General features: G+C 62.3%; 28 protein-coding genes. 14 read left to right on the forward strand and 14 right to left on the reverse strand.

Annotation, left to right across the window (positions count from 1 at the left end; translation table 11 throughout):
* Nucleotides 1-228: 228 nt before the first annotated feature.
* From purC to NKI59_RS03945, 6 genes are read left to right on the forward strand one after another with little or no spacing between them, the layout of a single operon-like run.
* Nucleotides 229-1,023 (forward strand): phosphoribosylaminoimidazolesuccinocarboxamide synthase, encoded by a 795-nt coding sequence (gene purC, locus NKI59_RS03920; RefSeq protein ID WP_023674725.1) that lies wholly within the window; start codon nucleotides 229-231, stop codon nucleotides 1,021-1,023.
* A gap of 40 nt (nucleotides 1,024-1,063) precedes the next feature.
* Entirely contained in the window at nucleotides 1,064-1,306 is a 243-nt protein-coding gene (gene purS / locus NKI59_RS03925) for a phosphoribosylformylglycinamidine synthase subunit PurS (RefSeq protein ID WP_352684242.1), read from the forward strand.
* A gap of 1 nt (nucleotide 1,307) precedes the next feature.
* Complete coding sequence (gene purQ / locus NKI59_RS03930; RefSeq protein WP_023674723.1) at nucleotides 1,308-1,976, forward strand: phosphoribosylformylglycinamidine synthase subunit PurQ; 669 nt, start codon at nucleotides 1,308-1,310, stop codon at nucleotides 1,974-1,976.
* A 31-nt stretch (nucleotides 1,977-2,007) separates the two neighbouring features.
* Entirely contained in the window at nucleotides 2,008-2,673 is a 666-nt protein-coding gene (locus tag NKI59_RS03935) for a glutathione S-transferase family protein (protein WP_352449401.1), read from the forward strand.
* A gap of 2 nt (nucleotides 2,674-2,675) precedes the next feature.
* Entirely contained in the window at nucleotides 2,676-3,086 is a 411-nt protein-coding gene (locus NKI59_RS03940) for a hypothetical protein (protein ID WP_352684198.1), read from the forward strand.
* Nucleotides 3,087-3,090: 4 nt separating this feature from the next.
* The gene (locus NKI59_RS03945; protein WP_352702473.1) at nucleotides 3,091-3,738 is read left to right on the forward strand and encodes a Pr6Pr family membrane protein; all 648 of its coding nucleotides are present in this window, start codon (nucleotides 3,091-3,093) and stop codon (nucleotides 3,736-3,738) included.
* Between the two features lie 22 nt (nucleotides 3,739-3,760).
* On the opposite strand, the gene NKI59_RS03950 is transcribed toward NKI59_RS03945, so the two are convergent.
* The 3 genes from NKI59_RS03950 to NKI59_RS03960 form a co-directional block, all read right to left on the reverse strand.
* Nucleotides 3,761-4,180 carry a hypothetical protein gene (locus tag NKI59_RS03950; RefSeq protein WP_352702475.1) on the reverse strand — a complete coding sequence of 140 codons (420 nt, stop codon included), beginning with the start codon at nucleotides 4,178-4,180 and terminating at the stop codon, nucleotides 3,761-3,763.
* Nucleotides 4,161-4,412 (reverse strand): type II toxin-antitoxin system prevent-host-death family antitoxin, encoded by a 252-nt coding sequence (locus NKI59_RS03955; RefSeq protein WP_023674718.1) that lies wholly within the window; start codon nucleotides 4,410-4,412, stop codon nucleotides 4,161-4,163. The genes NKI59_RS03950 and NKI59_RS03955 overlap by 20 nt, the downstream gene beginning before the upstream one ends.
* A 214-nt stretch (nucleotides 4,413-4,626) precedes the next feature.
* Nucleotides 4,627-4,878 (reverse strand): DUF1127 domain-containing protein, encoded by a 252-nt coding sequence (locus NKI59_RS03960; protein ID WP_023674717.1) that lies wholly within the window; start codon nucleotides 4,876-4,878, stop codon nucleotides 4,627-4,629.
* Between the two features lie 93 nt (nucleotides 4,879-4,971).
* Here NKI59_RS03960 and NKI59_RS03965 point away from each other — a divergent pair, with 93 nt between their 5' ends.
* The 3 genes from NKI59_RS03965 (at nucleotide 4,972) to NKI59_RS03975 (ending at nucleotide 9,091) form a co-directional block, all read left to right on the forward strand.
* Nucleotides 4,972-6,384, forward strand: a complete 1,413-nt coding sequence (locus NKI59_RS03965) for an aminotransferase-like domain-containing protein (protein WP_352702477.1) — start codon at nucleotides 4,972-4,974, stop codon at nucleotides 6,382-6,384.
* 149 nt (nucleotides 6,385-6,533) lie between these two features.
* Nucleotides 6,534-8,771, forward strand: a complete 2,238-nt coding sequence (gene purL, locus NKI59_RS03970) for a phosphoribosylformylglycinamidine synthase subunit PurL (RefSeq protein WP_352702480.1) — start codon at nucleotides 6,534-6,536, stop codon at nucleotides 8,769-8,771.
* 86 nt (nucleotides 8,772-8,857) lie between these two features.
* Nucleotides 8,858-9,091, forward strand: coding sequence for a BolA/IbaG family iron-sulfur metabolism protein (locus tag NKI59_RS03975; protein ID WP_023674714.1), 234 nt, complete (start codon nucleotides 8,858-8,860; stop codon nucleotides 9,089-9,091).
* A 12-nt stretch (nucleotides 9,092-9,103) separates the two neighbouring features.
* Here the strand turns inward: NKI59_RS03975 and NKI59_RS03980 are convergent, their stop codons facing one another.
* On the reverse strand, nucleotides 9,104-9,910 hold the full coding sequence (locus NKI59_RS03980; protein WP_352702482.1) for a phosphodiester glycosidase family protein: 807 nt from the start codon (nucleotides 9,908-9,910) through the stop codon (nucleotides 9,104-9,106).
* 163 nt (nucleotides 9,911-10,073) lie between these two features.
* Here NKI59_RS03980 and grxD point away from each other — a divergent pair, with 163 nt between their 5' ends.
* Nucleotides 10,074-10,409 (forward strand): Grx4 family monothiol glutaredoxin, encoded by a 336-nt coding sequence (gene grxD, locus NKI59_RS03985; protein ID WP_023674712.1) that lies wholly within the window; start codon nucleotides 10,074-10,076, stop codon nucleotides 10,407-10,409.
* 206 nt (nucleotides 10,410-10,615) lie between these two features.
* Nucleotides 10,616-11,815, forward strand: coding sequence for a multidrug effflux MFS transporter (locus NKI59_RS03990; protein ID WP_502901022.1), 1,200 nt, complete (start codon nucleotides 10,616-10,618; stop codon nucleotides 11,813-11,815).
* Nucleotides 11,816-11,833: 18 nt separating this feature from the next.
* Here the strand turns inward: NKI59_RS03990 and NKI59_RS03995 are convergent, their stop codons facing one another.
* From NKI59_RS03995 to rpsD, 4 genes are all read right to left on the reverse strand, one after another.
* The gene (locus tag NKI59_RS03995; RefSeq protein WP_352501584.1) at nucleotides 11,834-12,241 is read right to left on the reverse strand and encodes a UCP034077 family protein; all 408 of its coding nucleotides are present in this window, start codon (nucleotides 12,239-12,241) and stop codon (nucleotides 11,834-11,836) included.
* Between the two features lie 49 nt (nucleotides 12,242-12,290).
* Nucleotides 12,291-13,118, reverse strand: coding sequence for an inositol monophosphatase family protein (locus NKI59_RS04000; protein ID WP_352702486.1), 828 nt, complete (start codon nucleotides 13,116-13,118; stop codon nucleotides 12,291-12,293).
* Nucleotides 13,108-13,995 (reverse strand): tRNA 2-thiocytidine(32) synthetase TtcA, encoded by an 888-nt coding sequence (gene ttcA, locus NKI59_RS04005; RefSeq protein WP_352702488.1) that lies wholly within the window; start codon nucleotides 13,993-13,995, stop codon nucleotides 13,108-13,110. The genes NKI59_RS04000 and ttcA overlap by 11 nt, the downstream gene beginning before the upstream one ends.
* A gap of 152 nt (nucleotides 13,996-14,147) precedes the next feature.
* Nucleotides 14,148-14,765 carry a 30S ribosomal protein S4 gene (gene rpsD / locus NKI59_RS04010; protein ID WP_352637814.1) on the reverse strand — a complete coding sequence of 206 codons (618 nt, stop codon included), beginning with the start codon at nucleotides 14,763-14,765 and terminating at the stop codon, nucleotides 14,148-14,150.
* A 380-nt stretch (nucleotides 14,766-15,145) separates the two neighbouring features.
* Here rpsD and NKI59_RS04015 point away from each other — a divergent pair, with 380 nt between their 5' ends.
* A complete protein-coding gene (locus NKI59_RS04015; RefSeq protein ID WP_023674706.1) occupies nucleotides 15,146-15,358 on the forward strand; it encodes a hypothetical protein in 213 nt (70 codons plus the stop codon).
* A 90-nt stretch (nucleotides 15,359-15,448) separates the two neighbouring features.
* Here the strand turns inward: NKI59_RS04015 and NKI59_RS04020 are convergent, their stop codons facing one another.
* From NKI59_RS04020 to NKI59_RS04035, 4 genes are all read right to left on the reverse strand, one after another.
* The gene (locus NKI59_RS04020; protein WP_023674705.1) at nucleotides 15,449-15,637 is read right to left on the reverse strand and encodes a DUF3008 family protein; all 189 of its coding nucleotides are present in this window, start codon (nucleotides 15,635-15,637) and stop codon (nucleotides 15,449-15,451) included.
* Between the two features lie 76 nt (nucleotides 15,638-15,713).
* On the reverse strand, nucleotides 15,714-16,526 hold the full coding sequence (gene murI / locus NKI59_RS04025; protein ID WP_352702490.1) for a glutamate racemase: 813 nt from the start codon (nucleotides 16,524-16,526) through the stop codon (nucleotides 15,714-15,716).
* A gap of 140 nt (nucleotides 16,527-16,666) precedes the next feature.
* The gene (locus NKI59_RS04030; RefSeq protein WP_502901021.1) at nucleotides 16,667-17,323 is read right to left on the reverse strand and encodes a DUF805 domain-containing protein; all 657 of its coding nucleotides are present in this window, start codon (nucleotides 17,321-17,323) and stop codon (nucleotides 16,667-16,669) included.
* A gap of 67 nt (nucleotides 17,324-17,390) precedes the next feature.
* The gene (locus NKI59_RS04035; protein WP_352702494.1) at nucleotides 17,391-18,257 is read right to left on the reverse strand and encodes an RNA methyltransferase; all 867 of its coding nucleotides are present in this window, start codon (nucleotides 18,255-18,257) and stop codon (nucleotides 17,391-17,393) included.
* A 206-nt stretch (nucleotides 18,258-18,463) separates the two neighbouring features.
* Between NKI59_RS04035 and NKI59_RS04040 the strand changes: the two genes are divergently transcribed.
* Complete coding sequence (locus NKI59_RS04040; RefSeq protein WP_352702496.1) at nucleotides 18,464-19,675, forward strand: NADP-dependent isocitrate dehydrogenase; 1,212 nt, start codon at nucleotides 18,464-18,466, stop codon at nucleotides 19,673-19,675.
* Nucleotides 19,676-19,686: 11 nt separating this feature from the next.
* Nucleotides 19,687-20,313 carry a glutathione S-transferase family protein gene (locus tag NKI59_RS04045; RefSeq protein WP_352702497.1) on the forward strand — a complete coding sequence of 209 codons (627 nt, stop codon included), beginning with the start codon at nucleotides 19,687-19,689 and terminating at the stop codon, nucleotides 20,311-20,313.
* A 245-nt stretch (nucleotides 20,314-20,558) separates the two neighbouring features.
* On the opposite strand, the gene NKI59_RS04050 is transcribed toward NKI59_RS04045, so the two are convergent.
* The gene (locus tag NKI59_RS04050; RefSeq protein ID WP_023674698.1) at nucleotides 20,559-21,353 is read right to left on the reverse strand and encodes a PhzF family phenazine biosynthesis protein; all 795 of its coding nucleotides are present in this window, start codon (nucleotides 21,351-21,353) and stop codon (nucleotides 20,559-20,561) included.
* 64 nt (nucleotides 21,354-21,417) lie between these two features.
* Nucleotides 21,418-24,084 (reverse strand): alanine--tRNA ligase, encoded by a 2,667-nt coding sequence (alaS, locus tag NKI59_RS04055; protein WP_352702725.1) that lies wholly within the window; start codon nucleotides 24,082-24,084, stop codon nucleotides 21,418-21,420.
* Between the last annotated feature and the right edge of the window lie 30 nt (nucleotides 24,085-24,114).

The raw sequence follows: 24,114 nt of genomic DNA on the forward strand, positions 1-24,114 counted from the left end.
TGCCGGAGCACAAACCAAAAGGGCGCCGGCCGGTCAATATGCTACATTGCTTGCTGCGCTGCGGCATTTCGGTGCCCGAAAGCGGTTGATTGAAAGGATTTGCCGATTGAGCAAACAGTGCGATTGGGATAGACACCGGCATTGAACCCCACCGTCGCCATCTTATTTTAGGCAGACGGACAGGAACTGGTCGCTTGCCGCCTGCCCGCAAATCCAGAGAAAAATCAGATGAAAAATCGCCGCCGCATTTATGAAGGCAAGGCCAAGATCCTTTATGAGGGACCGGAGCCTGGCACGCTGATCCAGTTCTTCAAGGACGACGCTACCGCTTTCAACAAGAAGAAGCATGAAATCGTCGATGGCAAAGGCGTGCTCAACAACCGCATTTCCGAGCACATCTTCAATCATCTCAACCGGATGGGCATTCCGACCCACTTCATCCGCCGGCTCAACATGCGCGAGCAGTTGATCAAGGAAGTCGAGATCATCCCGCTCGAAGTGGTGGTGCGCAACGTCGCCGCCGGCTCGCTGGCCAAGCGCCTGGGCATCGAGGAAGGCACCGTGCTGCCGCGCTCGATCATCGAATTCTATTACAAGGCCGATGCGCTCGACGATCCGATGGTATCGGAAGAGCACATCACCGCCTTCGGTTGGGCGAGCCCTCAGGAGATCGACGATGTCATGGCGCTGGCCATTCGCGTCAACGACTTCCTTTCCGGCCTGTTCATGGGCGTCGGCATCCAGCTGGTCGATTTCAAAATCGAATGCGGCCGCCTGTTCGAAGGCGATATGATGCGCATCGTCGTTGCCGATGAGATCTCGCCGGATTCCTGCCGGCTGTGGGACGTGGCGACGCAGGACAAGCTCGACAAGGACCGCTTCCGCCGCGACATGGGCGGGCTGGTCGAGGCTTATCAGGAAGTTGCCCGCCGTCTCGGCATCATGAACGAGAACGAGCCACCGCGTCCGGCCGGGCCGGTGCTCGTCGCATCGACCGACGGTGTCAAAGGTAAGCCGCACTGACGGCTTGCCCGCTCAACAGGTGAACAGGAGCATGTCCAGCGTGATCAAGGCCCGCATTACCGTAACCCTCAAGAACGGCGTGCTAGACCCACAAGGCAAGGCAATCGAGCACGCGCTGTCCGCAATGGGTTTCGGCGGCGTCGGCCAGGTGCGGCAAGGCAAGGTTTTCGACGTCGAATTGGCCGAGAGCGACAGCGCCAAGGCCGAGGCCGATCTGAAAGCCATGTGCGACAAGCTTCTGGCGAATACAGTGATTGAGAATTACGCGGTGGAGATCGCCTGAGGTGAAATCAGCCGTCGTCCTGCTCCCAGGCCTCAATCGCGACCGCGACATGATCGCGGCGCTGACCAAGATTTCCGGCACGCCGCCGGTCACCGTCTGGCAGACCGACACCGAAATTCCCGATGTCGACCTGATCGCCATTCCCGGCGGCTTTTCGTTCGGCGATTATCTGCGCTGCGGCGCCATTGCCGCGCGCATGCCAGTAATGCGGGCTGTGGCCGAAAAGGCGGCCAAGGGCGTCACGGTCATCGGCGTCTGCAACGGCTTCCAAATCCTGGTCGAGGCCGGCTTGCTGCCGGGCGCATTGATGCGCAATACCTCGCTGAAATTCGTCTGCCGTCAGGTGAAGCTGCAGATCGCCAATGCCAACACGATGTTCACCCGCCGCTACCAGCCGGGCCAGATCATCCGGGCGCCGGTGGCGCACCATGACGGCAATTATTTTGCCGATGCCGAAACGCTGGCCCGCCTCGAAGGCGAAGGCCAGGTGGTGTTCCGCTATGCCGAAGGCACCAATCCCAACGGCTCGATCAACGACATTGCCGGCATCGTCAACGGCCGCGGCAACGTGCTCGGCCTGATGCCGCATCCCGAGAACCTGATCGAAGCGGCGCATGGCGGCAGCGACGGCCGGGCGCTGTTCGAAAGCGCGCTGGGCATCGCTGCTTGATACCTTCAATTTTCCTCCTGGAGCCACGGTCATGAAACTCTATTCGCGGCCGTTGTCGCCCTATTCGTCGATCGTGCGGGCGTTGGCCTACATCAAGAACGTGCCGCTCAAGCTCATTGCACCGCCGCCGGGGTTTCCCATCCCCGAGGCATTTCGTGCCATCTCGCCGCTCAACAGGATTCCGGTGCTGATCACCGGTTCCGGCGAAACGATCGTCGAATCGGTAGTCATTGCCGAATATCTGGAGGAGCGTTTCCCCGAGCCGGCGCTGCTGCCCAAGGATACGAAAGACCGGGCGTTGGTGCGCATGTTCGCCCGCATCACCGACCTCGACGTGCTCGCTCCGACCATGAAGCTGTTCGAACTCTATTTCGTGCCGCAGCGCAATGAGGCGGAGATCAAGGCACAGTTCGCCCGATTGCATCACGGGCTTGCGGCAATCGAGGCCCGCATGGCGCATGGCCCGTTCGCGCTCGGCGACGACATCTCCTTTGCCGATGCGTGGTTGACGCCGACCCGGTTCGTCTTCAACAATTTCAGGACAACGATCGGCCGCCCCGATTTGCTTGACGCCTATCCGAAATTCGATGCCTACGAGCAAATCGCCTTGCAGCATCCGGCGCTGTCGCGCGTCTGGGGTGAGATGACAGACGGTCTGAAGATCTTTCTGTCCGAACTCGAGATGGGCGCCGCTTGAACATGAGACCGACGACCACGCGCCTCGCCGTCGCTACTGCCGCCGGGCTTGTACTCGCCTCATGCCAGTCAGGCCCGAAGAGCACGCCGGCGCCGGCGGGCAAGAGCGCGTCACTGCTTGCCATGGAACAGGTGGCAATCGCTGCCCACAAATGCTGGATCGCCAGCAAGGACCCTGCCTTCAAATCTTACCAGATGGCCAACGAACTGAATTCGTTTAGCGGCACGCCCCGCTTCCTGCTGGTGCCGGCCAAGCATTATGGCGGAAAGCCGCTGCTGGTCGTGCAGGCGCAAGGCAATTCGAGCCGCGTCGACGTGTTCGGCCCATTGATGGCGGAACCGCTCGGCGCGCGCATCGGCTCGGACATTGCCCGCTGGCAGGCGGGCAATCCGGCCTGCGGCGCTGCTGCCTAGCCCAATGGGTCGCGTGCTGCAGATCACCGGTCTGGTTGTCGGCCTGGCCGGGCTCGTCCTGCAGATCTGCATCACCGTCCCGGCATCAATGGAAGCCGGCCGCGGCTTTGCCGGCTCGCTGGTCTTCTATTTCAGCTTCTTCACCATCCTGACCAACATCGGCGCAGTGCTCGTCCATGCCTCGTTGCTGTCGTCGACGGGTTATGCCTGGTTTCCGGCCTTTGCCGCGCCACGGATGCGGGCGGGCGTAGCCGTCGCCATAACGCTGGTCCTCATCGTTTATGCAACGGTCCTGGCGCAGCTTTGGCAGCCGCAAGGGCTGTTCCTGCTCTGCGATGTGCTCCTGCACTATGTGACGCCGGTGTTGTTCGTGCTGTGGTGGCTTGTGGCAGGCGCCGACGGCTCGACGCGGTGGCGCGACATCTCCTGGTGGATGATCTATCCGATCGCCTATCTGGCCTACGCGCTGCTGCGGGCGCCGATTGCCGGTGAAGTGCCCTACCCGTTCCTCGATCTCGCTAAGAACGGCGCGACCAGCGTCGCCGTCTCGGCTCTGGCCATCACCGGGCTCTTTCTGATGCTGTGTATTGTGGCGGTGCTTGTGGACCACGGTGTCACGCGCGTCAGGGCGGCGGGCGTTCATCCGCGATGATGCTCTCCCGCCGCGGCAGCCTTTAGCGTCTTGGCACGGTTCGCGCGGCGCCTGCACGGATCGCCGCAGCAGCTTCGCCAGCGATCCGTGACATGAACTTGCGCGTGAATTGGCCGAGCGGCTTGGCATCTTCGAGCGCCCAGCTCGTCGCGAGATCATCGGTGTTGAATTCGTCAACGATAACCCAGGCTGGGGTAAAGAGGGTGGCGCGGCGGGCCTCGGTCTCAGGAATCTCAACATAGTGCGCGCCAGGTCGTGGCGGCTGGCTCGTGATTGGAAAGAGCAGGGCCTGCTTGCGGCCATTCTTGCCGGCAACGATCAGCATAACGCAAGTCGGCCGCGCCTTGCGTCCGCTTTCCTCGCCCCGGTCATATTCCCTTGCCCACAAATAGGAATAGAGAATGATCTGTCCGTGGCCGGGTTCAGTCATCCCGAACATCATCTCGCGCGACTGCGTCGAGGCCGGTTAGAAGCCTGTCGCGTTCCTCGGCCGACAGATCCTCGACGCGGTGTGCCCGTTGCGCGCTGCGACTGGTGATGCGGTCGAACTGCTCTGCCGTCAGGAGAACGAACTTGCGCTTGCCGCGCTTGGTGATGTCAACAGGGCCGCGGAACGCGGCCTCAACAACCTCGCCGGATTTGTTGCCGAGATCTGTGAGGGTGAAACTTGCCACTGTCATCTCCTTCGTTATCCCCAAAATAAGGGAATTAGCTGTTTTCAGCAATACCCCTATTCACTGGAGACGTCGCGAGCGAATGCTGTGAGGGCACGAAGGAGGAGGTATCTCAGTGATGAAGAAGATCGCGTTGGTTCCGATGTCGATATTGACGCTCTCGTCTAACCGCCGATATGCCACGCGACGTTCGAGACGGAGCATCCGGCTGCTCTCAGTCCCAAAACGCCCTCAGCCCCTCACGATGGGCATCGCAACGCGAGATACCGATGTCCTTGAGCTGGTCGTCAGTCATCTCGAGCAGGACCAGCCGGCTGCGCCGGCGATCCATTAACCCGTCAATCCACCTCGCGAAGGATCTGAGCGTACGCACCAGCCGACTGACGTAGGTTGGCCTGCCCGGCGGGCGCGCCACCTGCACCTGCAATTCAACTGCGGCGTAGCGGATTGTCTCTATTGTACCCATTTTCTTTCTGCCAAGATTGCAATTGTGCCCTTTTGTATTGTCCGTTTCATATGTATTGACTCTCATTTCGGTGCAATGTAGAAAATTGTCACCATGACAACTTGGCTTCCAGACCTTACCGCCGGCACTGGACCGCTCTATCAGCGGCTTGCCGATTCCATCGAGACGGACATCGACCGCGGCTTGATCGGTGCAGGGGCAAAGCTGCCGCCGCAGCGCGATCTGGCATACGACATCGGCACGACCGTCGGCACGGTCGGCAGGGCCTATCAATTGCTGCGCGAGCGGGGATTGGTCAGCGGTGAGGTCGGCCGCGGAACCTATGTTCTCGCTCAGCAGTCGGAGAGCGCAAAGCTGGATTTCCTGGGGCCGGTCGAACAAGGCACGCGCTATATGGATGCGCCCGGCGACAAGCTGCGCTTCGATAGCACCGCCGCACCGGATGTCGGCCAGGGTGCCATCGTCGCTGACGTGTTGACACGCACGGCGCAAGACCATCCGTATGAGATTTCAAGCTATACTCGTGATTTCCCGGACCGCTGGTTCGAAGCCGGCAGGCGCTGGCTGTCGCGCAATTCCTATCGCCCGGCGGCGGATGCAATCGTTCCCACGCTCGGCACCCACGCCGCGGTGATGGCAACCATTGCGGGGCTCACCGCCCCCGGCGACTATGTCGTCTTCGAACACCTCACCTATTCGCAGATCTCCCGCAGTGCCGGCCTGATCGGTCGCCGGACCGCACTTGTGGCGGCTGATGACGAGGGCATCGATCCCGAGGATTTCGAGCGCGTCTGCGCACAAAAGCATCCGAAGATGATGTTTTTGATGCCGACGGCCAAGAACCCGACGCTGACAACGCTGTCTGCCGCGCGCCGCGAGGCAATCGCGCGTATCGCCCGTCAATATAACGTCGTCCTGATCGAGGACGATCTCTACGGCGGACTGACCGACGACCCGACACCTTTATTGGCCGAATATGCTCCCGAACGGACCATCGTTGCCGGCGGCCTCTCGAAATCGGTCGCGGCGGGTGTTCGCGGCGGGTGGCTCGCTTGCCCGCCGGCCTATCGTCACCGCATCCGGGTCGCCCACAAGATGATGACGGGCGGCCTGCCCTTTCTGCTGGCGGAGGTGGGCAGCCGGCTGGTGCTGTCCGGTCAGGCCGCTGAGATGCGCAAACGCAGCATTGCCGAGATCGGTGCACGCATCGCGATCGTGCGCGAGACACTCGACGGCTTCGAGTTCAAGGCGCTGGATAATGTGCCGTTCGTCTGGCTCACCTTGCCCGACCCATGGCTTTCCGGCACTTTCAAGCAGGCTTGCCTCGAACATGGCGTGCTCATCGACGACGAGGACGAGTTCAAGGCGGGACGTTCCGAACAGGCCTTTCACGGCGTGCGGTTTGGCATCTCGCAGCCGCGACAGCGGGACGATATTGCGCACGGCGTCGCAGTGATCCGGCGGCTTCTGGACGAAGGCCGCGCCGGCTACGACAGCTTTTCCTGAACCGGCTTGAAACCGGCGGGTCGAGTGGCGATCTCTCGCTACTTGCGGCCAGTTGTTGCTTTCCGTCGTTTTAGTCATCCGACGGGGTGTATCGGCTGCAAAGCTTGCGATAAGACGGGACTCGATCCCAAGGACATAAATTGCCGATCATGACCATTTCCAATTCCGTGCCGATCACTCCGGAACTCATTGCCGCGCACGGGCTGAAGCCCGACGAGTACCAGCGCATCCTCGACCTCGTCGGGCGCGAACCGAGCTTTACCGAACTCGGTATTTTTTCGGCGATGTGGAACGAGCATTGTTCCTACAAATCCTCGAAGAAGTGGCTGCGCACGCTGCCGACCACCGGGCCGCAAGTCATCCAGGGCCCGGGCGAGAATGCCGGCGTGGTCGATATCGGCGACGGCGACTGCGTCGTCTTCAAGATGGAGAGCCATAACCACCCCTCCTATATCGAGCCCTATCAGGGAGCTGCGACCGGCGTCGGCGGCATCCTGCGCGATGTCTTCACCATGGGCGCGCGGCCGATCGCGGCGATGAACGCGCTGCGCTTCGGCGCGCCGGACCATCCCAAAACCAGGCACCTCGTTGCCGGCGTCGTTTCCGGCGTCGGCGGCTATGGCAATTCCTTCGGCGTGCCGACGGTCGGCGGCGAGGTCAATTTCGACGCCCGCTACAATGGCAACATCCTGGTCAATGCCTTTGCGGCGGGGCTTGCCAAGACTGATGCGATCTTCCTGTCGGAAGCCAAGGGTGTTGGCCTGCCGGTGGTCTATCTCGGCGCCAAGACCGGGCGCGACGGTGTCGGCGGCGCCACCATGGCCTCGGCCGAGTTCGACGACAAGATCGACGAGAAGCGGCCCACCGTGCAGGTTGGCGATCCGTTCACCGAAAAATGCCTGCTCGAAGCCTGCCTCGAACTGATGGCGTCCGGCGCCGTTATCGCCATCCAGGACATGGGTGCCGCCGGCCTCACCTGCTCGGCGGTCGAGATGGGCGCCAAGGGCGACCTCGGCATCGAGCTCGATCTCGACAAGGTGCCGGTGCGTGAAGAGCGCATGAGCGCCTATGAGATGATGCTTTCGGAGAGCCAGGAGCGCATGCTGATGGTGCTGCGCCCCGAAAAGGAAAAACAGGCCGAGGCGATTTTCCACAAATGGGGCCTCGACTTTGCCATCGTCGGCAAGACTACCGACGATCTGCGCTTCCGCGTGCTGCACCAGGGCGACGAGGTCGCCAACCTGCCGATCAAGGATCTCGGCGATCAAGCGCCGGAATATGACCGTCCCTGGGTCGAGCCGAAGAAGCCGGCGCCGCTGGCCGGCGATGCACCGCAAGCCGATGTGGCCGACGCACTGCTCAAGCTGCTGAGCGGACCGGACCTTTCCTCGCGCCGCTGGGTCTGGGAGCAGTACGACACGCTGATACAGGGTAATTCGCTGCAGCTTCCCGGCGGCGACGCCGGTGTCGTGCGCGTCGACGGTCATCCGACCAAGGCGCTCGCCTTCTCCTCCGACGTGACGCCGCGCTATTGCGAGGCCGACCCTTACGAGGGCGGCAAGCAGGCGGTTGCCGAATGCTGGCGCAATCTTACCGCCACCGGCGCTCTGCCGCTCGCGGCCACCGACAACCTCAATTTCGGCAATCCGGAACGGCCGGAGATCATGGGCCAGTTGGTTGGTGCTGTGAAAGGCATCGGCGATGCCTGCCGGGCGCTTGGCTTTCCGATCGTCTCCGGCAACGTCTCCCTCTATAATGAGACCAACGGACAGGGCATCCTGCCGACACCAACCATCGGCGGCGTCGGTCTGATTGCCGACTGGTCGAAAATGGTGCGCATCGGCTTTGCCGCCGAAGGCCAGATGATCGTGCTGGTCGGCGCGCCGACGATATGGGGCTCGCATCTTGGCCAGTCCACCTATATGCGCGACATCTTTGGCCGCGCCGACGGCCCGCCGCCGCCGGTCGATCTCGGCCACGAGAAGCGGGTCGGCGACCATGTGCGGGCACTGATCGCCTCCGGTGTTGTTACCGCGGCGCATGACGTTTCCGATGGCGGCATCGCGGTGGCGCTGGCCGAGATGGCGATGGCCTCCGGCATCGGCGCGACCATTCCCGGCCTGATCGGTGCAGATCCGATCCCGGTCTGGTTCGGCGAGGACCAGGGCCGTTATCTGCTGACGCTGTCAATCGACCCGCAGAGCGAGCAATGGGACGCCATTCGCGAACAGCAAAACAAGCTCGGCGTTTTTGCGCCGTGGATCGGCTCGACCGGCGGCAGCGAACTGAAGCTGGGCGAGGCGCGTGCGATACCGGTCAGCGAATTGACCGCCGCCCACGAATCCTGGTTCCCTCGCTTCATGGCAAATGAGGTCGTGGACCCGTGATGTGATCGAGTGGCCCCCTTTCCCTGTGGTTCATCCGCCATTTCGACCATATCTATGAGATCACGACCTGAACAAGGAATCCTCACATGGCAATGGACGCCCACGACATCGAACGGCTGATCAAGGAAGGCATTCCGGACGCCAAGGTGACGATTCGCGACCTGGCCGGCGACGGCGACCATTATGCGGCTGAGGTTGTGGCCGAAAGCTTTCGCGGCAAAAGCCGCGTCCAGCAGCACCAGATGGTCTATGACGCGCTGAAGGGCAACATGGGCGGCGTACTGCACGCGCTTGCCCTGCAGACCAGCGTGCCGGACTGAGCTCTCTTGCAGTTACCGGCTCGCAAGCTTCTTACCGGTCACGGCAATGATCGGCCCCGCCGGATACTTTCCACCAACAATCATCCGCTCGCCGTTCGACAGCGCCGAAACGGCCCCGTCGAAGAAAAGCGCGTTGGGGCAATCGAGCGCGTCTCGAAACAGTCGCGCGAAGCTGCCGAGGCTGACCTCAGAGCGCGAGATCGCCAGCACGACAGTGTTTTGGTCACGCACGCCGACGCCATTGCGGATATAGCGCGATGTGCCGTTTTGCTCGAAGCGGGGATGAAGCCGGCCGTCGATCACCAGCATCGGGCCGGATTGCGTGGCAAACATCACGTCCAGTCTGGTCGCAGCAAAGGCGCTTGTCTCCATGACCGCCGCCTTGCCGTCCTTCCGGACCAGGAAGACGCCATTCGGTTTCAGGAAGAAATTGCCTTCGCTGTCGGCGACGTTGATCGGCGCCTTCTCCCGGCCGACTTCGACGAGAAGGCCGACCGGAGTCAGGTCTTGGTGATACATGCCGGCGTTCATGGCGAGCAGCACCGGCCGGCCCTGATCCGCCATCGCCTTGTCGAATTTGTCCAGTGAACCGAAAGCCTTGCCGTCAAGGTCTGCGTGGAACACACCGATGTCATAGTGGCACAGATCGATTTCGCAGACGACATAGGTGACCGCCTCGAAGCTCGCGTCGCGGCACGGCGCCGGTAATTCACCGCCGACGACGAGAGATGGCTGTCTCGGCGACCTGGCCCACCAGATCAAGGACAGTGCGGCGAACAGAACGGCGAGGAGGAACCCGGCGAGATATCGTCTTTTCATCGCGCCTCGGGAAAGATGGTGGCCAACGCTCTTGGCCCAAGATCAGACGTTCCTTTGCGCCATTTGCATGGCAAGGCGGCAAACATCTTGTTTCGCGCAACCCATGGGTTTATTTGAAGGGTAATGTTCGAGCCTGACTCCCACAGGCATGAAAGGGTATTCCATGAGCGGCATCAACGACTACATCGACAATGAAGTGAAGGGCAACGACGTCGTTCTCTTCATGAAGGGCACGCCCGGCTTCCCGCAATGCGGATTTTCCGGCCAGGTCGTGCAGATCCTCGACTATATCGGCGCCGACTATAAGGGCGTCGACGTGCTGACGTCGGCCGAACTGCGGCAAGGCATCAAGGACTATTCCAACTGGCCGACCATCCCGCAGCTCTACGTCAAGGGCGAGTTCGTCGGCGGCTGCGACATCATCCGCGAGATGTTCCAGGCGGGCGAATTGCAGACCTTCCTCGTCGAAAAGGGCGTCAGCGTCAAAGGCGCCGCCTGACTTCTGTTTCTCGTATGACCTTCCGCCTGCGATTTTCGGGGGTCATGCGCTAAGCGCCGGGGCAGCCCCCACCTTGGCAAAAAGTTCTGCCCGCTATCGGGCAATCAACGAATGGATGCGTCGGCCAGCCGGCGCATTTTCGTTTGAGGATCGGACTGGCCGTGGATCAGCAAGCGCAAGCGCAGCAAAAGGCAAGCACCTTGCCCATACCGCGCTGGGAATTCATTGCGCTGTGCGCGGCGCTGATGGCGCTCAATTCGCTGGCCATCGATATCATGCTGCCGGCGCTGCAGCAGATCGGCGCCTCGCTTGGCGTCGAAAATGAAAACCACCGGCAATATGTGATCACCGCCTACATCCTGGGCTTTGGCGGCGGACAGCTGTTCTTCGGGCCGATCTCGGACCGTTTCGGGCGCCGCGCGCCTCTTGTCGCAGGGCTGGTGATCTACGTCGTGGCGGCGGGCGCTGCGGCAATCGCCCCGTCATTCGCCACGCTTCTGCTATGCCGGGCCGTGCAAGGCATCGGCGCGGCGGCGACGCGCGTCATTGCCGTCTCGATCGTGCGCGATACGTTCGACGGAAGGCGCATGGCCGAAGTCATGTCCTTGATCTTCATGGTGTTCATGGCAATTCCGGTGGTGGCGCCCGGTATCGGCCAGTTCATCATGCTGTTTGCGACCTGGCATGTGATCTTCGTCACCATGGCAGCCGGCGCGCTGATCGTGTCCGCCTGGTCGCTGCTGCGCCTGCCCGAGACACTACACCCCGAATATCGCCGGCCGCTGACGTTGTCCTCGATCATCGGCGGCTTCCGCATCGTTCTCACCAACCGCATCGCGCTCTGCTACGCCTTCGCCAGCACCTTCATCTTCGGCGCCATGTTCGGCTTCATCGCCTCGGCCCAGCAGATCTATGTCAGCGTGTTCAATGTCGGCGAGATGTTCCCGGTCATCTTCGCGGGGGTTGCCGGCGTACTTGCTTTTTCGAACTACCTCAACTCGCGCCTCGTCGGCCGCATCGGCATGCGCCGTCTGTCGCAAAGCGCGCTGCTGCTGTTTCTGGCCATCAGCCTTGCCTGGCTGGTCGTTTCCATCGAAATAAAGATGCCGCTCTGGCTCTTCATTACCTTCTTTGCCTGCGCCATGGTCCCCTTCGGCGCGCTGGGCGCGAACTTCAACGCGCTCGCCATGGAGCCACTGGGGCACCTGGCCGGCACTGCGTCGTCGATCCTCGGGTTCATGCAGACATTTCTTGGCGGCATTCTCGGCACGCTGATCGGCCAAGCCTTCAACGGCACGGTGACGCCGCTGGCCGCCGGGTTCTGCAGCGTGTCGGTGGCGGCGCTGCTGATGATCCTGCTGGCCGAGCGCGGCAGACTATTCCAGCCGCATAACCCGCCGGTCTAATGCACATTGCGCGTGCGCCTAGGATGCACCCTCACTGACCGCGGTGAAGCGAGGGAACAGCGTACGTCCTGCGATTGCTCCACCCATACTGTCCGAAACGGGCAGTGGAAGAGCCTTGTCGAGCGCCTCGAGGACGGAAGCCACGAAGGCCCGGTTGAGCGGACCATCGTCCCCTAGATGGGAGTAAGTGGCGCGCGGCTTGCCGATAAGCGTGCCGTTTCGGCGAATTGAGAACTGCAGCGTCAGGGTCATGCCCGCGGTTCCGGGCGGCGGCTTCCAACAGGCGAAGATCGCGGAGAACATCTCGTCTATGGTGTCGACGGAGTCGGGACTGCGACATGCGCGTTCCCCAGCGCTTGCTTCATTGACACCGGCAACCAAGGCAAGGGCAAAGGCCGTTGCAACAATTGCGGACCGAGGTTTCATTCGAGATCTCCGGTTTCGCACAGGATTGGACAACTTTGGCAGCGAAGAGCTATTCCGCCCAGAGCTCGCGGCGCAGCTCCCGCCAGCTCTCCCGGTCCGGCGCGACCAGCAGGCCACCTCCGACATGCGACGGCAGATAGGCGCTGCCGTCGAAGCGCGCGGCATGGCCGCCCGCCTCCGCATGAATCAGCACGCTGGCCAGGTGATCCCAGGGCATCAGCTTGTTGTAGACGACGAAATGGCCGTGGCCGCTGGCCAGCAGGCGGTATTCGTGGGCGGCGCAGCGATAGTTGAACTGCGATAGCGACTTGGTCTGGTTGCGCGCCAAACGTGAGCGGTCCGGCTCGGGCACATAGTGCCATGAGACCGCACCGGTCATTTCCGACATCGGCGCCGGTTTGGCGACATGGACCTTTTCCAGATCGCCATGGGCATGGCGGATATGGCTGCCGGCGCCACTAACGCCGATCAGCCAATCCTTGCCGACGGGATCGTGAATGATGCCGGCGACCGTCTCGCCCTTGATCACGACGCCAAGCATGACGCCGAACAGCGGCACGCCGGAGGCGAAGTTGAAGGTGCCGTCGACCGGGTCGATGACGAAGGCGAGTTCGGCATCGCCGAGACCGTCGAGCAGCGTCGGGTCGTCGGAGCAGGCCTCCTCGCCGACGATCATTGCGTGGGGATAACGCTGGCGCAGCCTGGCGGTGATGAGCCGTTCGGCATTGACGTCGGCCTCGGTGACGAGATCGGCGGCCGAGGTCTTGCGACGGACGTCGCCCTCGCTCAACCGGCGAAAGCGCGGCATGATCTCGGCGACGGCGGCTTCCGACAGAAGGTCGGCAAGCCAGTCGATCGCGCTGTCGTCAAATGTCATCGGGACGCCTGGTGGTGAGGGTTTCGTTGAGGGCGGCGAAATCGAACAGTTTCCTGTCGAGCAGATGCGAACGCCGCACATTGGTCATGGCGCGGATCATCGTGTCCTTGCGGCCGGGCATGCGCTTCTCGATGTCGTCGAGCATCGCCTTCATGGCGTTGCGCTGCAGGCCTTCCTGGCTACCGCACAGATCGCACGGAATGATCGGGAACTTCATGGCGCCGGCGAATTTCTCGAGATCGGCTTCCGCACAATAGGCGAGCGGCCGCAGCACCATGACATCGCCTTCGTCGTTGAGCAGCTTCGGCGGCATGGCGGCGAGGCGTCCGCCATGGAACAGGTTCATGAAAAAGGTTTCCAGTATGTCCTCGCGGTGATGACCGAGCACCAGCGCCGAGCAGCCCTCCTCGCGGGCAATGCGATAGAGATGGCCGCGCCGTAGCCGCGAGCACAGCGAGCAATAGGTGCTGCCCTCGGCCAGCTTGTCGGTGACCACCGAATAGGTGTCCTGATATTCGATGCGATGCGGAATGGCATGGCTGTCGAGATAATCGGGCAATATGTGCTTGGGAAAGTTCGGCTGGCCCTGGTCGAGATTGCAGGCCAACAGCTCGACCGGCAGCAGCCCGCGCCATTTGAGATCGAGCAGCACGGCAAGCAGGCCGTAGGAATCCTTGCCGCCCGACAGAGCGACCAGCCAGCGGTCGCCGGGCCTCACCATGGAGAAATCGTCGATCGCCTGCCGGGCAAGCCGCAACAGCCGCTTGCGCAGCTTGTTGAACTCGACGGAGGACGGCACATCGGCAAACAGAGGATGAAAGCCGCCTTCGGTGTCGGCGACCGGTTCGAGTGTTTCGGCGTCTGGCAGCATATTCATGGCGCTTCGGCCCCAAGATCCTGTTGCCGCCCGCAGTACCGCATCGGACCGAAAATCGAAATCGATTTCGGAATCACACCGCGGAAAAGGAACGAAAAAGAAAAGGCCGCCTCGACGGGCGGCCTTCGATTGTATCGCGACGAACGCGCCGATCAGCGCGAATAGAATTCGACGACCAGGTTCGGTTCCATCTGCACGGCAAACGGAACGTCCGCCAGGCCGGGGATGCGCGTGAAAGCCGCGGTCATCTTGTTGTGATCGGCCTCGATATAATCGGGCACGTCGCGCTCGGCCAGGCCCACCGATTCCAGCACGATGACCAGCTGCTTCGACTTCTCGCGCACTTCGATGACATCGCCCGGCTTGCAGCGGTACGAGCCGATGTTGACGCGCTTGCCGTTGACGTTGATGTGGCCGTGATTGACGAACTGGCGCGCCGCAAAGATGGTCGGCACGAATTTGGAGCGGTAGACGACGGCGTCGAGGCGCGATTCGAGCAGGCCGATCAGGTTCTCCGAGGTGTCGCCCTTGCGGCGGTCCGCCTCTTCATAGACCTTGCGGAACTGCTTTTCCGAAACGTCGCCATAGTGGCCCTTCAGCTTCTGCTTGGCGCGCAGCTGCAGGCCGAAATCGGAAAGCTTGCCCTTGCGGCGCTGGCCATGCTGGCCGGGGCCGTATTCACGCTTGTTGACCGGGGACTTCGGGCGGCCCCAGATGTTTTCGCCAAGACGGCGGTCGATCTTGTACTTCGCGGATTCGCGCTTGCTCATCGCATTCCCTTTCAAAACAACATACCCGGAACCTCATGGTCCGGGTGAAGGAAACGCGCCCTCCTCTGGCCTCCGTTTTCGAGACCTGACAGGGTTTTCCACGCAACGCGACGGAAAACCCACGGGACACGTCATTTCAAACAAGACATAGGGAAAGTAAAACCGGCTTCCCAAACGTCTTGCACACATAAAGAAAACCACCGGGCATTGCGGCCCGGTGTTGGTGGGCTGGTTAAACGGAGATTTAACCGCTGTCAAGCTTCTGGCTGGCGCGAATCGCCGAACCGGATAGTGTTACGGTTGTAGAACGTGCCGGATGTGGCGGGAGGTTGCGCCAGCGGCATCAGGAAGGGACTGAAGTCAGAGGAGCTGGAATTCGCATGAAGAAGTTCTTCCTTACGTTGGTAGGAGCCGCGGTGATGGCCGGCACGATGGCGGTCGCGCCCGAGCCGGCGCAGGCCCGGCATTGGCATGGGCACAGGCATCACCAGGTCTGCCGCATCGTGGTCAAGAAGAAGGTGGTGTGGCGCCACGGTCATCGCAAGGTCATCCGCTACAAAGTGCGGCGCTGCGGGTGGGGCTGGAACTGGTAATTTTCGCCCTCGCCCGCTGAGACTTCATGGCCCGCGGTTCAGCCGCGGGCCTTTTATCGACCGGCATCCGCCGTCAGAATGGCCAGTCGATCAGTGTTTCGACTTCTTTTCCGGCAGGCCCTTGCGCTTGGTCTCGGCGAATTCCTCGAGCTGTTTTTCGCTCATGGATTTATACATTCCCTTCGACGCGCCTTTGAGCGCGCCCTTCTTGGTCTCGCCGCGCTTGGCTGACAATGCCGCGCCGGCCGCTTTCTGCTGGGCTTTTGAGGTGGCTGGCATGATGGTTTCTCCCGTTTCCGATGAGAGGAAAACGCATTGTCTGGTGTGATGTTCCCAAAGCGAAAATTGCTTGCGGTCAGGATATCGCCAGGCCAAATCCCTGCATCAGCCGGCGCGTCGGAAAATCGGCGCTGTTTGAGGTGAAGAACGCAAGGTCAGCGCCTTCCGGCAGTGCCTCTCTGCGATAAGCGGCCTCGGTATCGGCAAGCAGCGACAGCGCCCGGCGTGCGATCGCCTCGGCCGGGTCGAGCCAGTCGACCGGCCAAGGTGCTGTCTTGCGCATGCGGTTGGCCAAAAAAGGATAATGGGTGCAGGCAAGCACGACGATGTCGGTGCGCAGCCCGTCATGCTCAACGAAGCACGGCGCGATCTCGGCGCGCACGGCGTCCTCGTCGACAAAACCATCGCGCATATAGGCTTCGGCCAATCCAGCCAGCCTGTCGCTGCCGACCAGGCGGACGTGGCATTTCTGCGCCCATTTGCTGATCAGGTCGCGCGTGTACTGGCGCTTGACGGTGCCGGGCGTCGCCAGCACCGAAACCAGACCTGAGCGCGTGCGTTCCGCCGCCGGCTTGATGGCCGGCACGGTGCCGACGAAAGGGTGGCCGGGAAACCGCTCGCGCAAGGCATCGATGACCAGTGTCGAGGCGGTGTTGCAGGCGATGACCGAAATGGCCGGCGAAAACCGTTCGAGCAGCCTAGCGAACAACTCCAGGATATGTGTTCTCAGCGCCGGCTCCTCCCAGCCGCCGAAGGGGAACGCCGCGTCGTCGGCGACATAGATGAAGCGGCGGTCAGGCATCAGCACGCGCGCCTCACGCAGCACGGTGACGCCGCCAATGCCGGAATCGAACATCAGGATCGGACGGGCGCTCGATGGATCGGTCATTGTCATTGAGTCACTAAGGGCTGGGAATCACAAACGAGATCACGAGGGAAGGCCCGGCCCATGCTTTCTGCTTCGGCCAATGATGCTTTATCCCGGCCACTTCTATCTGGAACCATCATGGCCTTGATGCGGCGAGCCGGTCACACAAGGCCGCGCTTGCCGAAGCCGCCGGGCCGCGGCCGGCCGTTCGCCGGAGATGCAGGTTGAGATGCAGGGTGGTTCGACGGCACCGGCGCGGCCCGCGTGGCGTAGGCTGGAGCCAGGGCCGTCGCGCCGGCGGCTGACGCTGAATGGAGCGCGGCGGCGCCGCGCAGCGGCCCGGGCGGGTCGAAATCGTCGAAACTCAGGGATGACGCCATATCCGCAGAGCCACCACCCGCCGGCTTGGCCGCCAAGATGACGGCCCACAGCCCGACAAGAGCTAATCCCAGCAGGTTAAGGCCGGAATGCGAATCTTCGCCGTCGAATTTTACGACAAGAACAGTGCCGGCCTGCAGAATCGCAAACAGGGTCGAGAACACGATATACGACCAAAGGATCCAACCCGACCCTTGCGCGTCGCGGCTTCGACGCCAGGCGAAATTCGCGCGTAACAGAACGATCACCAGCGAGGCGACGAGAACGGCTGCGGCCAGCCCTTCCCTAGAAGGTCCGGGCTTCGAATTGGCCAAACCCTCGATGCCGATGGTCAGCACGACGCACAGCACAAAGGTCACGATTTCCGCAACCAGCAAGGCCGCGGAATAGAAGAAAAAGCGAAGACGCCCGATATTTGAATTGAACATCGAAAGATCCATCGTTTTCCAGACAATGGATCACACCAAATAACATTCGGTTACTGGTGAGGTATGGGCAGTTCCGAGGCTATTCTTTGTCTTTCGCCCTCGCAGCGCGTGCCGCGGCCGCCGGGAGCCGCCTTGGATCGTCGCCGGGCGATCCGTCGCCGCGCGGCATGGCCGGCGAGAACCTGTCCAGCGATGATATGATGCCGCGCAGCACCTTGAGCTCCGGCTCAGCAAAGCCGGGGCGGGTCAGCACTGCACGCAAATTGTCGACCATCTTCGGCTTCTTCGCTGCCGGGCGGAAATAGCCGCGCGCCTCCAGTGCACCTTCCAGATACGCCAACAGGCCGTGCAATTCGTCCTTGGCAGCCGGTGGCATTTCGGGGCCGGAGAAGTTGGTCCTGGTCTCGTCTTCCAGGCCGGACTTCATCCATTCATAGGACATCAGCAGGGCCGCCTGGGCGATGTTGAGCGAGGAGAAAGCCGGATCGACGGGGAAGGTGACGATCTCGTCGGCGAGGCCGACCTCGTCATTATAGAGGCCGAAGCGCTCGCGGCCGAACAGGATGCCGGTGCGCTGGCCGGCCCGCTGCCGCGCGCGCAGCGCCCTGCCCGCCTCGACCGGACCGCGCACCGGCTTGAAATTGTCGCGCGCGCGCGCCGTGGTGGCGAAGACGAAGTTCAAATCGGCAACCGCCGAGGCCAGGTCATCGAACACCTTGACGGCATCGATGACGTGGTCGGCGCGGCTTGCGGCGGCACGCGCCTTCTCGCTCGGCCAGCCGTCGCGCGGATTGACGAGCCGCAGCTCGGAAAGGCCGAAATTGGCCATGGCGCGTGCAACCATGCCGATATTCTCGCCGAGCTGCGGCTCGACCAGGATGATCGCCGGTCCGGACGCTGGAGTTCCGGAGGCAAGAGGGGTGTCGGGATCCTGGGTAGCGGCCATGGTTGTCAGTGAACTGCTGTTTGCGGCATTTCGCAGTCCCCTGCCACATTTGGCGGCGAAAATGAAGCTTTCGCAAGGAATGCCGACACTACGGCGCGGTTCGCCGTTTGCGCGGCCAAAAAGCCTTTGATATACGGGCCGCATCCCAGGGCCGGCAGCCGTGCGGGCAAGGCCGTTCCGTTCCCCAAAAGCGAGGCATTCTTTCCATGGCGAAGATCAAGGTGGCGAACCCGGTCGTCGAACTCGACGGCGACGAGATGACCCGCATCATCTGGCAGTTCATCAAGGACAAGCTGATCCACCCTTATCTCGACCTCAATCTCGAATATTACGACCTCGGTATCGAGCACCGCGACGCCACCAACGACCAGGTGACCATCGATTCGGCCAATGCCATCAAGAAATACGGCGTCGGCGTGAAATGCGCGACGATCACGCCCGACGAGCAGCGCGTCGAGGAATTCAAGCTGAAGAAGATGTGGAAGTCGCCGAACGGCACCATCCGCAACATCCTCGGCGGCACCATCTTTCGCGAGCCGATCATCATGAAGAACGTGCCGCGGCTGGTGCCCGGCTGGACCAAGCCGATCATCGTCGGCCGCCACGCCTTCGGCGACCAGTACCGCGCCACCGACTTCCGCTTTCCCGGCAAGGGCAAGCTGACGATCAAATTCGTCGGCGAGGACGGCCAGGTGATCGAGCACGATGTGTTCGACGCACCCGGCGCCGGCGTCGCCATGGCCATGTACAATCTCGACGAATCGATCCGCGAATTCGCCCGCGCCTCACTGAACTATGGGCTGCTGCGCAATTACCCCGTCTACCTCTCGACCAAGAACACCATCCTCAAAGCCTATGACGGACGCTTCAAGGACATCTTCCAGGAGGTCTACGAGGCGGAGTTCGAAGCAGAATTCAAAGCGAAGAAACTCTGGTACGAGCACCGGCTGATCGACGACATGGTGGCCTCGAGCCTGAAATGGTCGGGTGGCTATGTCTGGGCCTGCAAGAATTATGACGGCGACGTGCAGTCCGACACGGTGGCGCAAGGCTTCGGCTCGCTCGGCCTGATGACGTCGGTGCTGATGACGCCGGACGGCAAGACCGTCGAGGCGGAAGCCGCGCACGGCACCGTCACCCGCCACTATCGCCAGCACCAGAAGGGCGAGGAGACCTCGACCAATTCGATCGCCTCGATCTTTGCCTGGACGCGCGGCCTCGCGCACCGCGCCAAGCTCGACGACAATGCCGAACTGAAGCGCTTTGCCGAGACGCTGGAAAGGGTCTGCATCCAGACGGTCGAGTCCGGCTTCATGACCAAGGACCTGTCGCTGCTGATCGGCCCCGACCAGCCATGGCTTTCGACCACCGGCTTCCTCGACAAGATCGACGAGAATTTGCAGAAAGCGATGGCCTGAGCCCAACCGGCATGGGCAAGCCCGTCGTCTACGGCGCGGATTACAGCGTCTATGTGCGCATCGTGCGGCTGGTGCTGGAGGAAAAGGGCGTCGGCTACGAGCTCGTGCCCGTCGACATCTTTGCCGCGGACGGCATTCCCGGCTGGTATTTCGAGCACCAACCGTTCGGCCGCATCCCGGCCTTCGAGCATGACGGCTTTCGCCTCTACGAGACCGGCGCGATTGCCCGTTATGTCGACGAAGCCTTTGACGGCCCGGCGCTGCAGCCGGCCGGAGCCCGGCCTCGAGCACGCATGAACCAGATCACCGGCCTGCTCGACGCCTACGCCTACAGGACCATGGTCTGGGATGTCGCTGTCGAGCGGCTGGAAAAAACGCCGCCCGACGATGCCGTGATCGCCAACGGGTTGCGGCAGGCAAGAACGGCATTGCAGGCGCTCTCCTCGCTGAAAGCCGAAGGGCCTTGGCTGTTGGGGACGGACCTGACGCTGGCCGACCTGCACGCCGCACCGATCATCGGCTATTTCGTCAAGGTCGCCGAGGGACAAGCCCTGCTGGCCGAGTTTGCCGATATTCGGGATTGGTATGCGCGCATCACTCAACGCGCGAGTTTTGCGAAAACCGAAAAGGCAGGGTGACAAAGATACGAGAGGCCGAGGGACAGCACCCCCTCTGTCCTGCCGGACATCTCCCCCTCAAGGGGGGAGATTGGCAGGTTCATTGCCCCGCTTTTCTTCAATCATTGACAAGTGGCGAAGGCAATCGTGACATCCAATCTCCCCCCTTGAGGGGGAGATGTCCGGCAGGACAGAGGGGGGTACTGTCCCGCCGAGGCTGGCGACAAATTCTCCCAGATCCTTGCCTTCTCCGCCTCGCAAGCCGCTCAATCGGGAAGGTAGATCTCCGCCTTCATGAAGGTCTTCGCACGGCCTGTGATCAGCACGCGATCTCCGGCCAGTTTGCAGAGCAAATGCCCGCCGCGCTGCGAGCATTGGAATGCCGACAGATGCGTCTTGCCGAGTTTTTCAGACCAATAAGGCACCAGCGTAGCATGAATGGAGCCGGTTACCGGATCCTCGGGAATGCCCGCCCCGGGCACAAAGTAACGGGAGACGAAATCGTGGGCTCGCCCAGGCGCGGTAATAACCAGGCCGAGAGGATGAAAACGTCCGATCCTGAGCAGATCGGGAACGAAAGATCGCACGGTTGTCTCGTCGGCAAGCTCGACAAACAGGTTCTCGAAATTGCGGAAGCTCGCAACCGGCCGCTGAGGCAATATCGCTTGCAGCGCCGAGTTCAGCTCCTCCTCGACGGGCTGCGGCGGAAAACAAGGCAGATCGAGCTGATAGCCCCCTGCCCACCGGGAAACCCGCAGCTCGCCGACCCGGGTGGCGAAGGCCATTTCGCCCTGACCATTGTATTCCGTAGCCAGCACATGGGCGGCCGCAAGAGTGGCGTGGCCGCAGAAGTCGACTTCGTGGACCGGCGTGAACCAGCGCAAATCCCAACCTTTGCCATTCGGCCGCACAAACGCGGTTTCAGCAAGATTGTTTTCGTTGGCGATGGCCTGCATTACCTGCTCCGACAGCCATTCCTCTAAAAGGAGAACGGCGGCAGGGTTACCCTGGAAGGCCCGTTCGGCAAAGGCATCGACCTGATACATCGTCAGCGTCGGCATATCGGCCCTCAAAGATATCCGCTGGGCGGCGCGCCATTTCGGCCGTGCCGCCCCCGGTGCAGGTTCACGCCGCTTCGAGAGCCGCTTTCACCGCAGCGATCGCGTCTTCGGCCTTCGAGCCGTCCGGGCCGCCGGCCTGGGCCATATCGGGTCGCCCGCCGCCGCCTTGCCCGCCCAATGCCGCGGACGCGACGCGCACCAGATCGATGGCGTTGAAGCGGCCGGTCAGATCATCGGTGACGGCGACGACGACGCTCGCCTTGTTGTCCTCGCCGGCGCCGACAAAGACGACGATGCCGGAGCCGAGCGACTTCTTGCCGGCATCGGCCAACGGCTTAAGATCCTTTGGCGAGACGCCCGATACCGCCTTGCCGAGAAAACCGACACCGGCAATGGTTTCGTTTTCCGCAGGCACACCGGCTGGCGAGCGATCGCCCAGCGCCAGCTTCTTGCGCGCCTCGATCAGCTCCTTTTCGAGCTTCTTGCGTTCGTCCAGCAGCGCCTCGACGCGGGCCGGCACATCGGCCGGCGAAATCTTCAGCGCGGCGGCGGCCGCCTTCAACCGCTTGTCCTGTTCGTCGAGATGCTTTCTGGCGGCCTCGCCGGTCAACGCCTCGATGCGGCGCACGCCGGCAGCGACCGCGCTGTCGGACACGATGCGCACCAGGCCGATATCGCCGGTCGCCCTGACATGCGTGCCGCCGCATAGCTCGACCGAATAAGGCCGGTTGGCCTTGGCGCCATGCAAGCCCGTGCCCATCGAAACGACGCGCACTTCATCGCCATATTTCTCGCCAAACAGCGCCATGGCGCCTTCGGCAATGGCGTCGTCGACAGACATCAGCCGCGTGGTTACAGGGCCGTTCTGAACGACGATCTCGTTTGCCATGCGCTCGACCTCTTCGAGCTCGTCAGGCGAGATCGGCTTGTTGTGCGAAATGTCGAAGCGCAGACGCTCGGGCGCGACCAGCGAGCCCTTCTGCGCCACATGGGTACCCAGCACCTCGCGCAGCGCCTCATGGATCAGATGCGTGGCGGAATGGTTCGCGCGCAGCCTGGAGCGACGCGCGTGGTCCACCTTCAGCTCGACGGTCGCGCCCGTCTTGACGGTGCCGTTGGCCACCTTGCCGAGATGGACGAAAAGCCCATCGGCCTTCTTCTGGGTATCGGATATTTCGATCGAGAACCCGTCGCCCGAAATGACGCCGGTGTCGCCCATCTGGCCACCGGACTCGCCATAGAACGGCGTCTGGTTGACAACCACGGCAACGGCGTCGCCCTTGCCGGCGCTGTCGACGGTCTTGCCGTCCCTGACCAGCGCCTGGATGAGGCCTTCCGCCTGCTCGGTCTCATAGCCGAGGAACTCGGTGGCGCCGGCGTTCTCGCGCACCGGAAACCATACCGTCTCGGTCGCCACGTCGCCGGAGCCGGCCCAGCTTTTGCGCGCCTCCGCCTTCTGCCGCTCCATCGCCTCGGTGAAGCCGGCAAGGTTGACCGAGATGTTGCGCTGGCGCAGCGCGTCCTGCGTCAGATCGAGCGGAAAGCCATAGGTGTCGTAGAGCTTGAACGCTGTCTCGCCATCCAGCATGTCGCCGGAGGCCAGCTTTTCCGTCGCCTCCGAAAGCAAGCCCAAGCCGCGCACCAGCGTCTTGCGGAAGCGCGTCTCTTCCAGCTTCAGCGTTTCGGTGATCATCTGTTCGCCGCGCACCAGTTCCGGGTAGGCTTGGCCCATCTCGCGGACCAGCGCCGGCACCAGGCGCCACATCAGCGGATCGCGGGCGCCGAGCAATTGCGCGTGGCGCATGGCGCGGCGCATGATGCGACGAAGCACGTAGCCGCGGCCTTCGTTGGACGGCAGCACGCCGTCGGCGACCAGGAAGCAGGACGAACGCAGGTGATCGGCAATGACGCGCAACGATGCGACGGCGTCCGCATCCGGACCGCGGCCGAGCGCCGACGATGCGGCGTCGATGAGGTGGCGGAACAGGTCGGTTTCGAAGACGCTTTCAACGCCTTGCAGGATGGAGGCCATGCGCTCGAGGCCCATGCCCGTGTCGATCGACGGACGCGGCAGGTCGATGCGCTCGTCTTTCGTCACCTGTTCATACTGCATGAACACCAGGTTCCAGAATTCAAGGAAACGGTCGCCATCCTCCTCGGGGCTGCCGGGAGGGCCGCCCCAGATATGCTCGCCGCGGTCGATGAATATCTCCGAACACGGCCCGCAAGGTCCAGTGTCACCCATCGCCCAGAAGTTGTCCGAAGTCGCGATGCGGATGATGCGATCGTCCGAAAGGCCGGCGATCTTCTTCCAGTACGAAGCCGCCTCGTCGTCGGTGTGGTAGACGGTGACCAGCAGCTTGTCCTTCTTCAGCCCGAACTCCCTGGTGATCAGGTTCCAGGCAAGCTCTATGGCCCGCTCCTTGAAATAGTCGCCGAAGGAGAAATTGCCGAGCATCTCGAATAAGGTCAGGTGGCGCGCGGTGTAGCCGACATTGTCGAGGTCGTTGTGCTTGCCGCCGGCGCGAACACTCTTCTGGGCGGTCGTGGCGCGCGAATAGGGCCGCTTCTCCAGACCGGTGAAAACGTTCTTGAACTGCACCATGCCGGCATTGGTGAACATCAGCGTCGGGTCGTTGCGCGGCACCAGCGGGCTTGACGCGACGACCTCGTGACCTTCCTTGCGAAAATAGTCGAGAAATGCCGACCGGATCTCGTTGACGCCACTCATGAATACTGCCTTTTCGAGAGAACCGCCGGC

Source organism: Mesorhizobium sp. M0598 (assembly GCF_040320865.1).
Classification (GTDB): Bacteria; Pseudomonadota; Alphaproteobacteria; order Rhizobiales; family Rhizobiaceae; genus Mesorhizobium.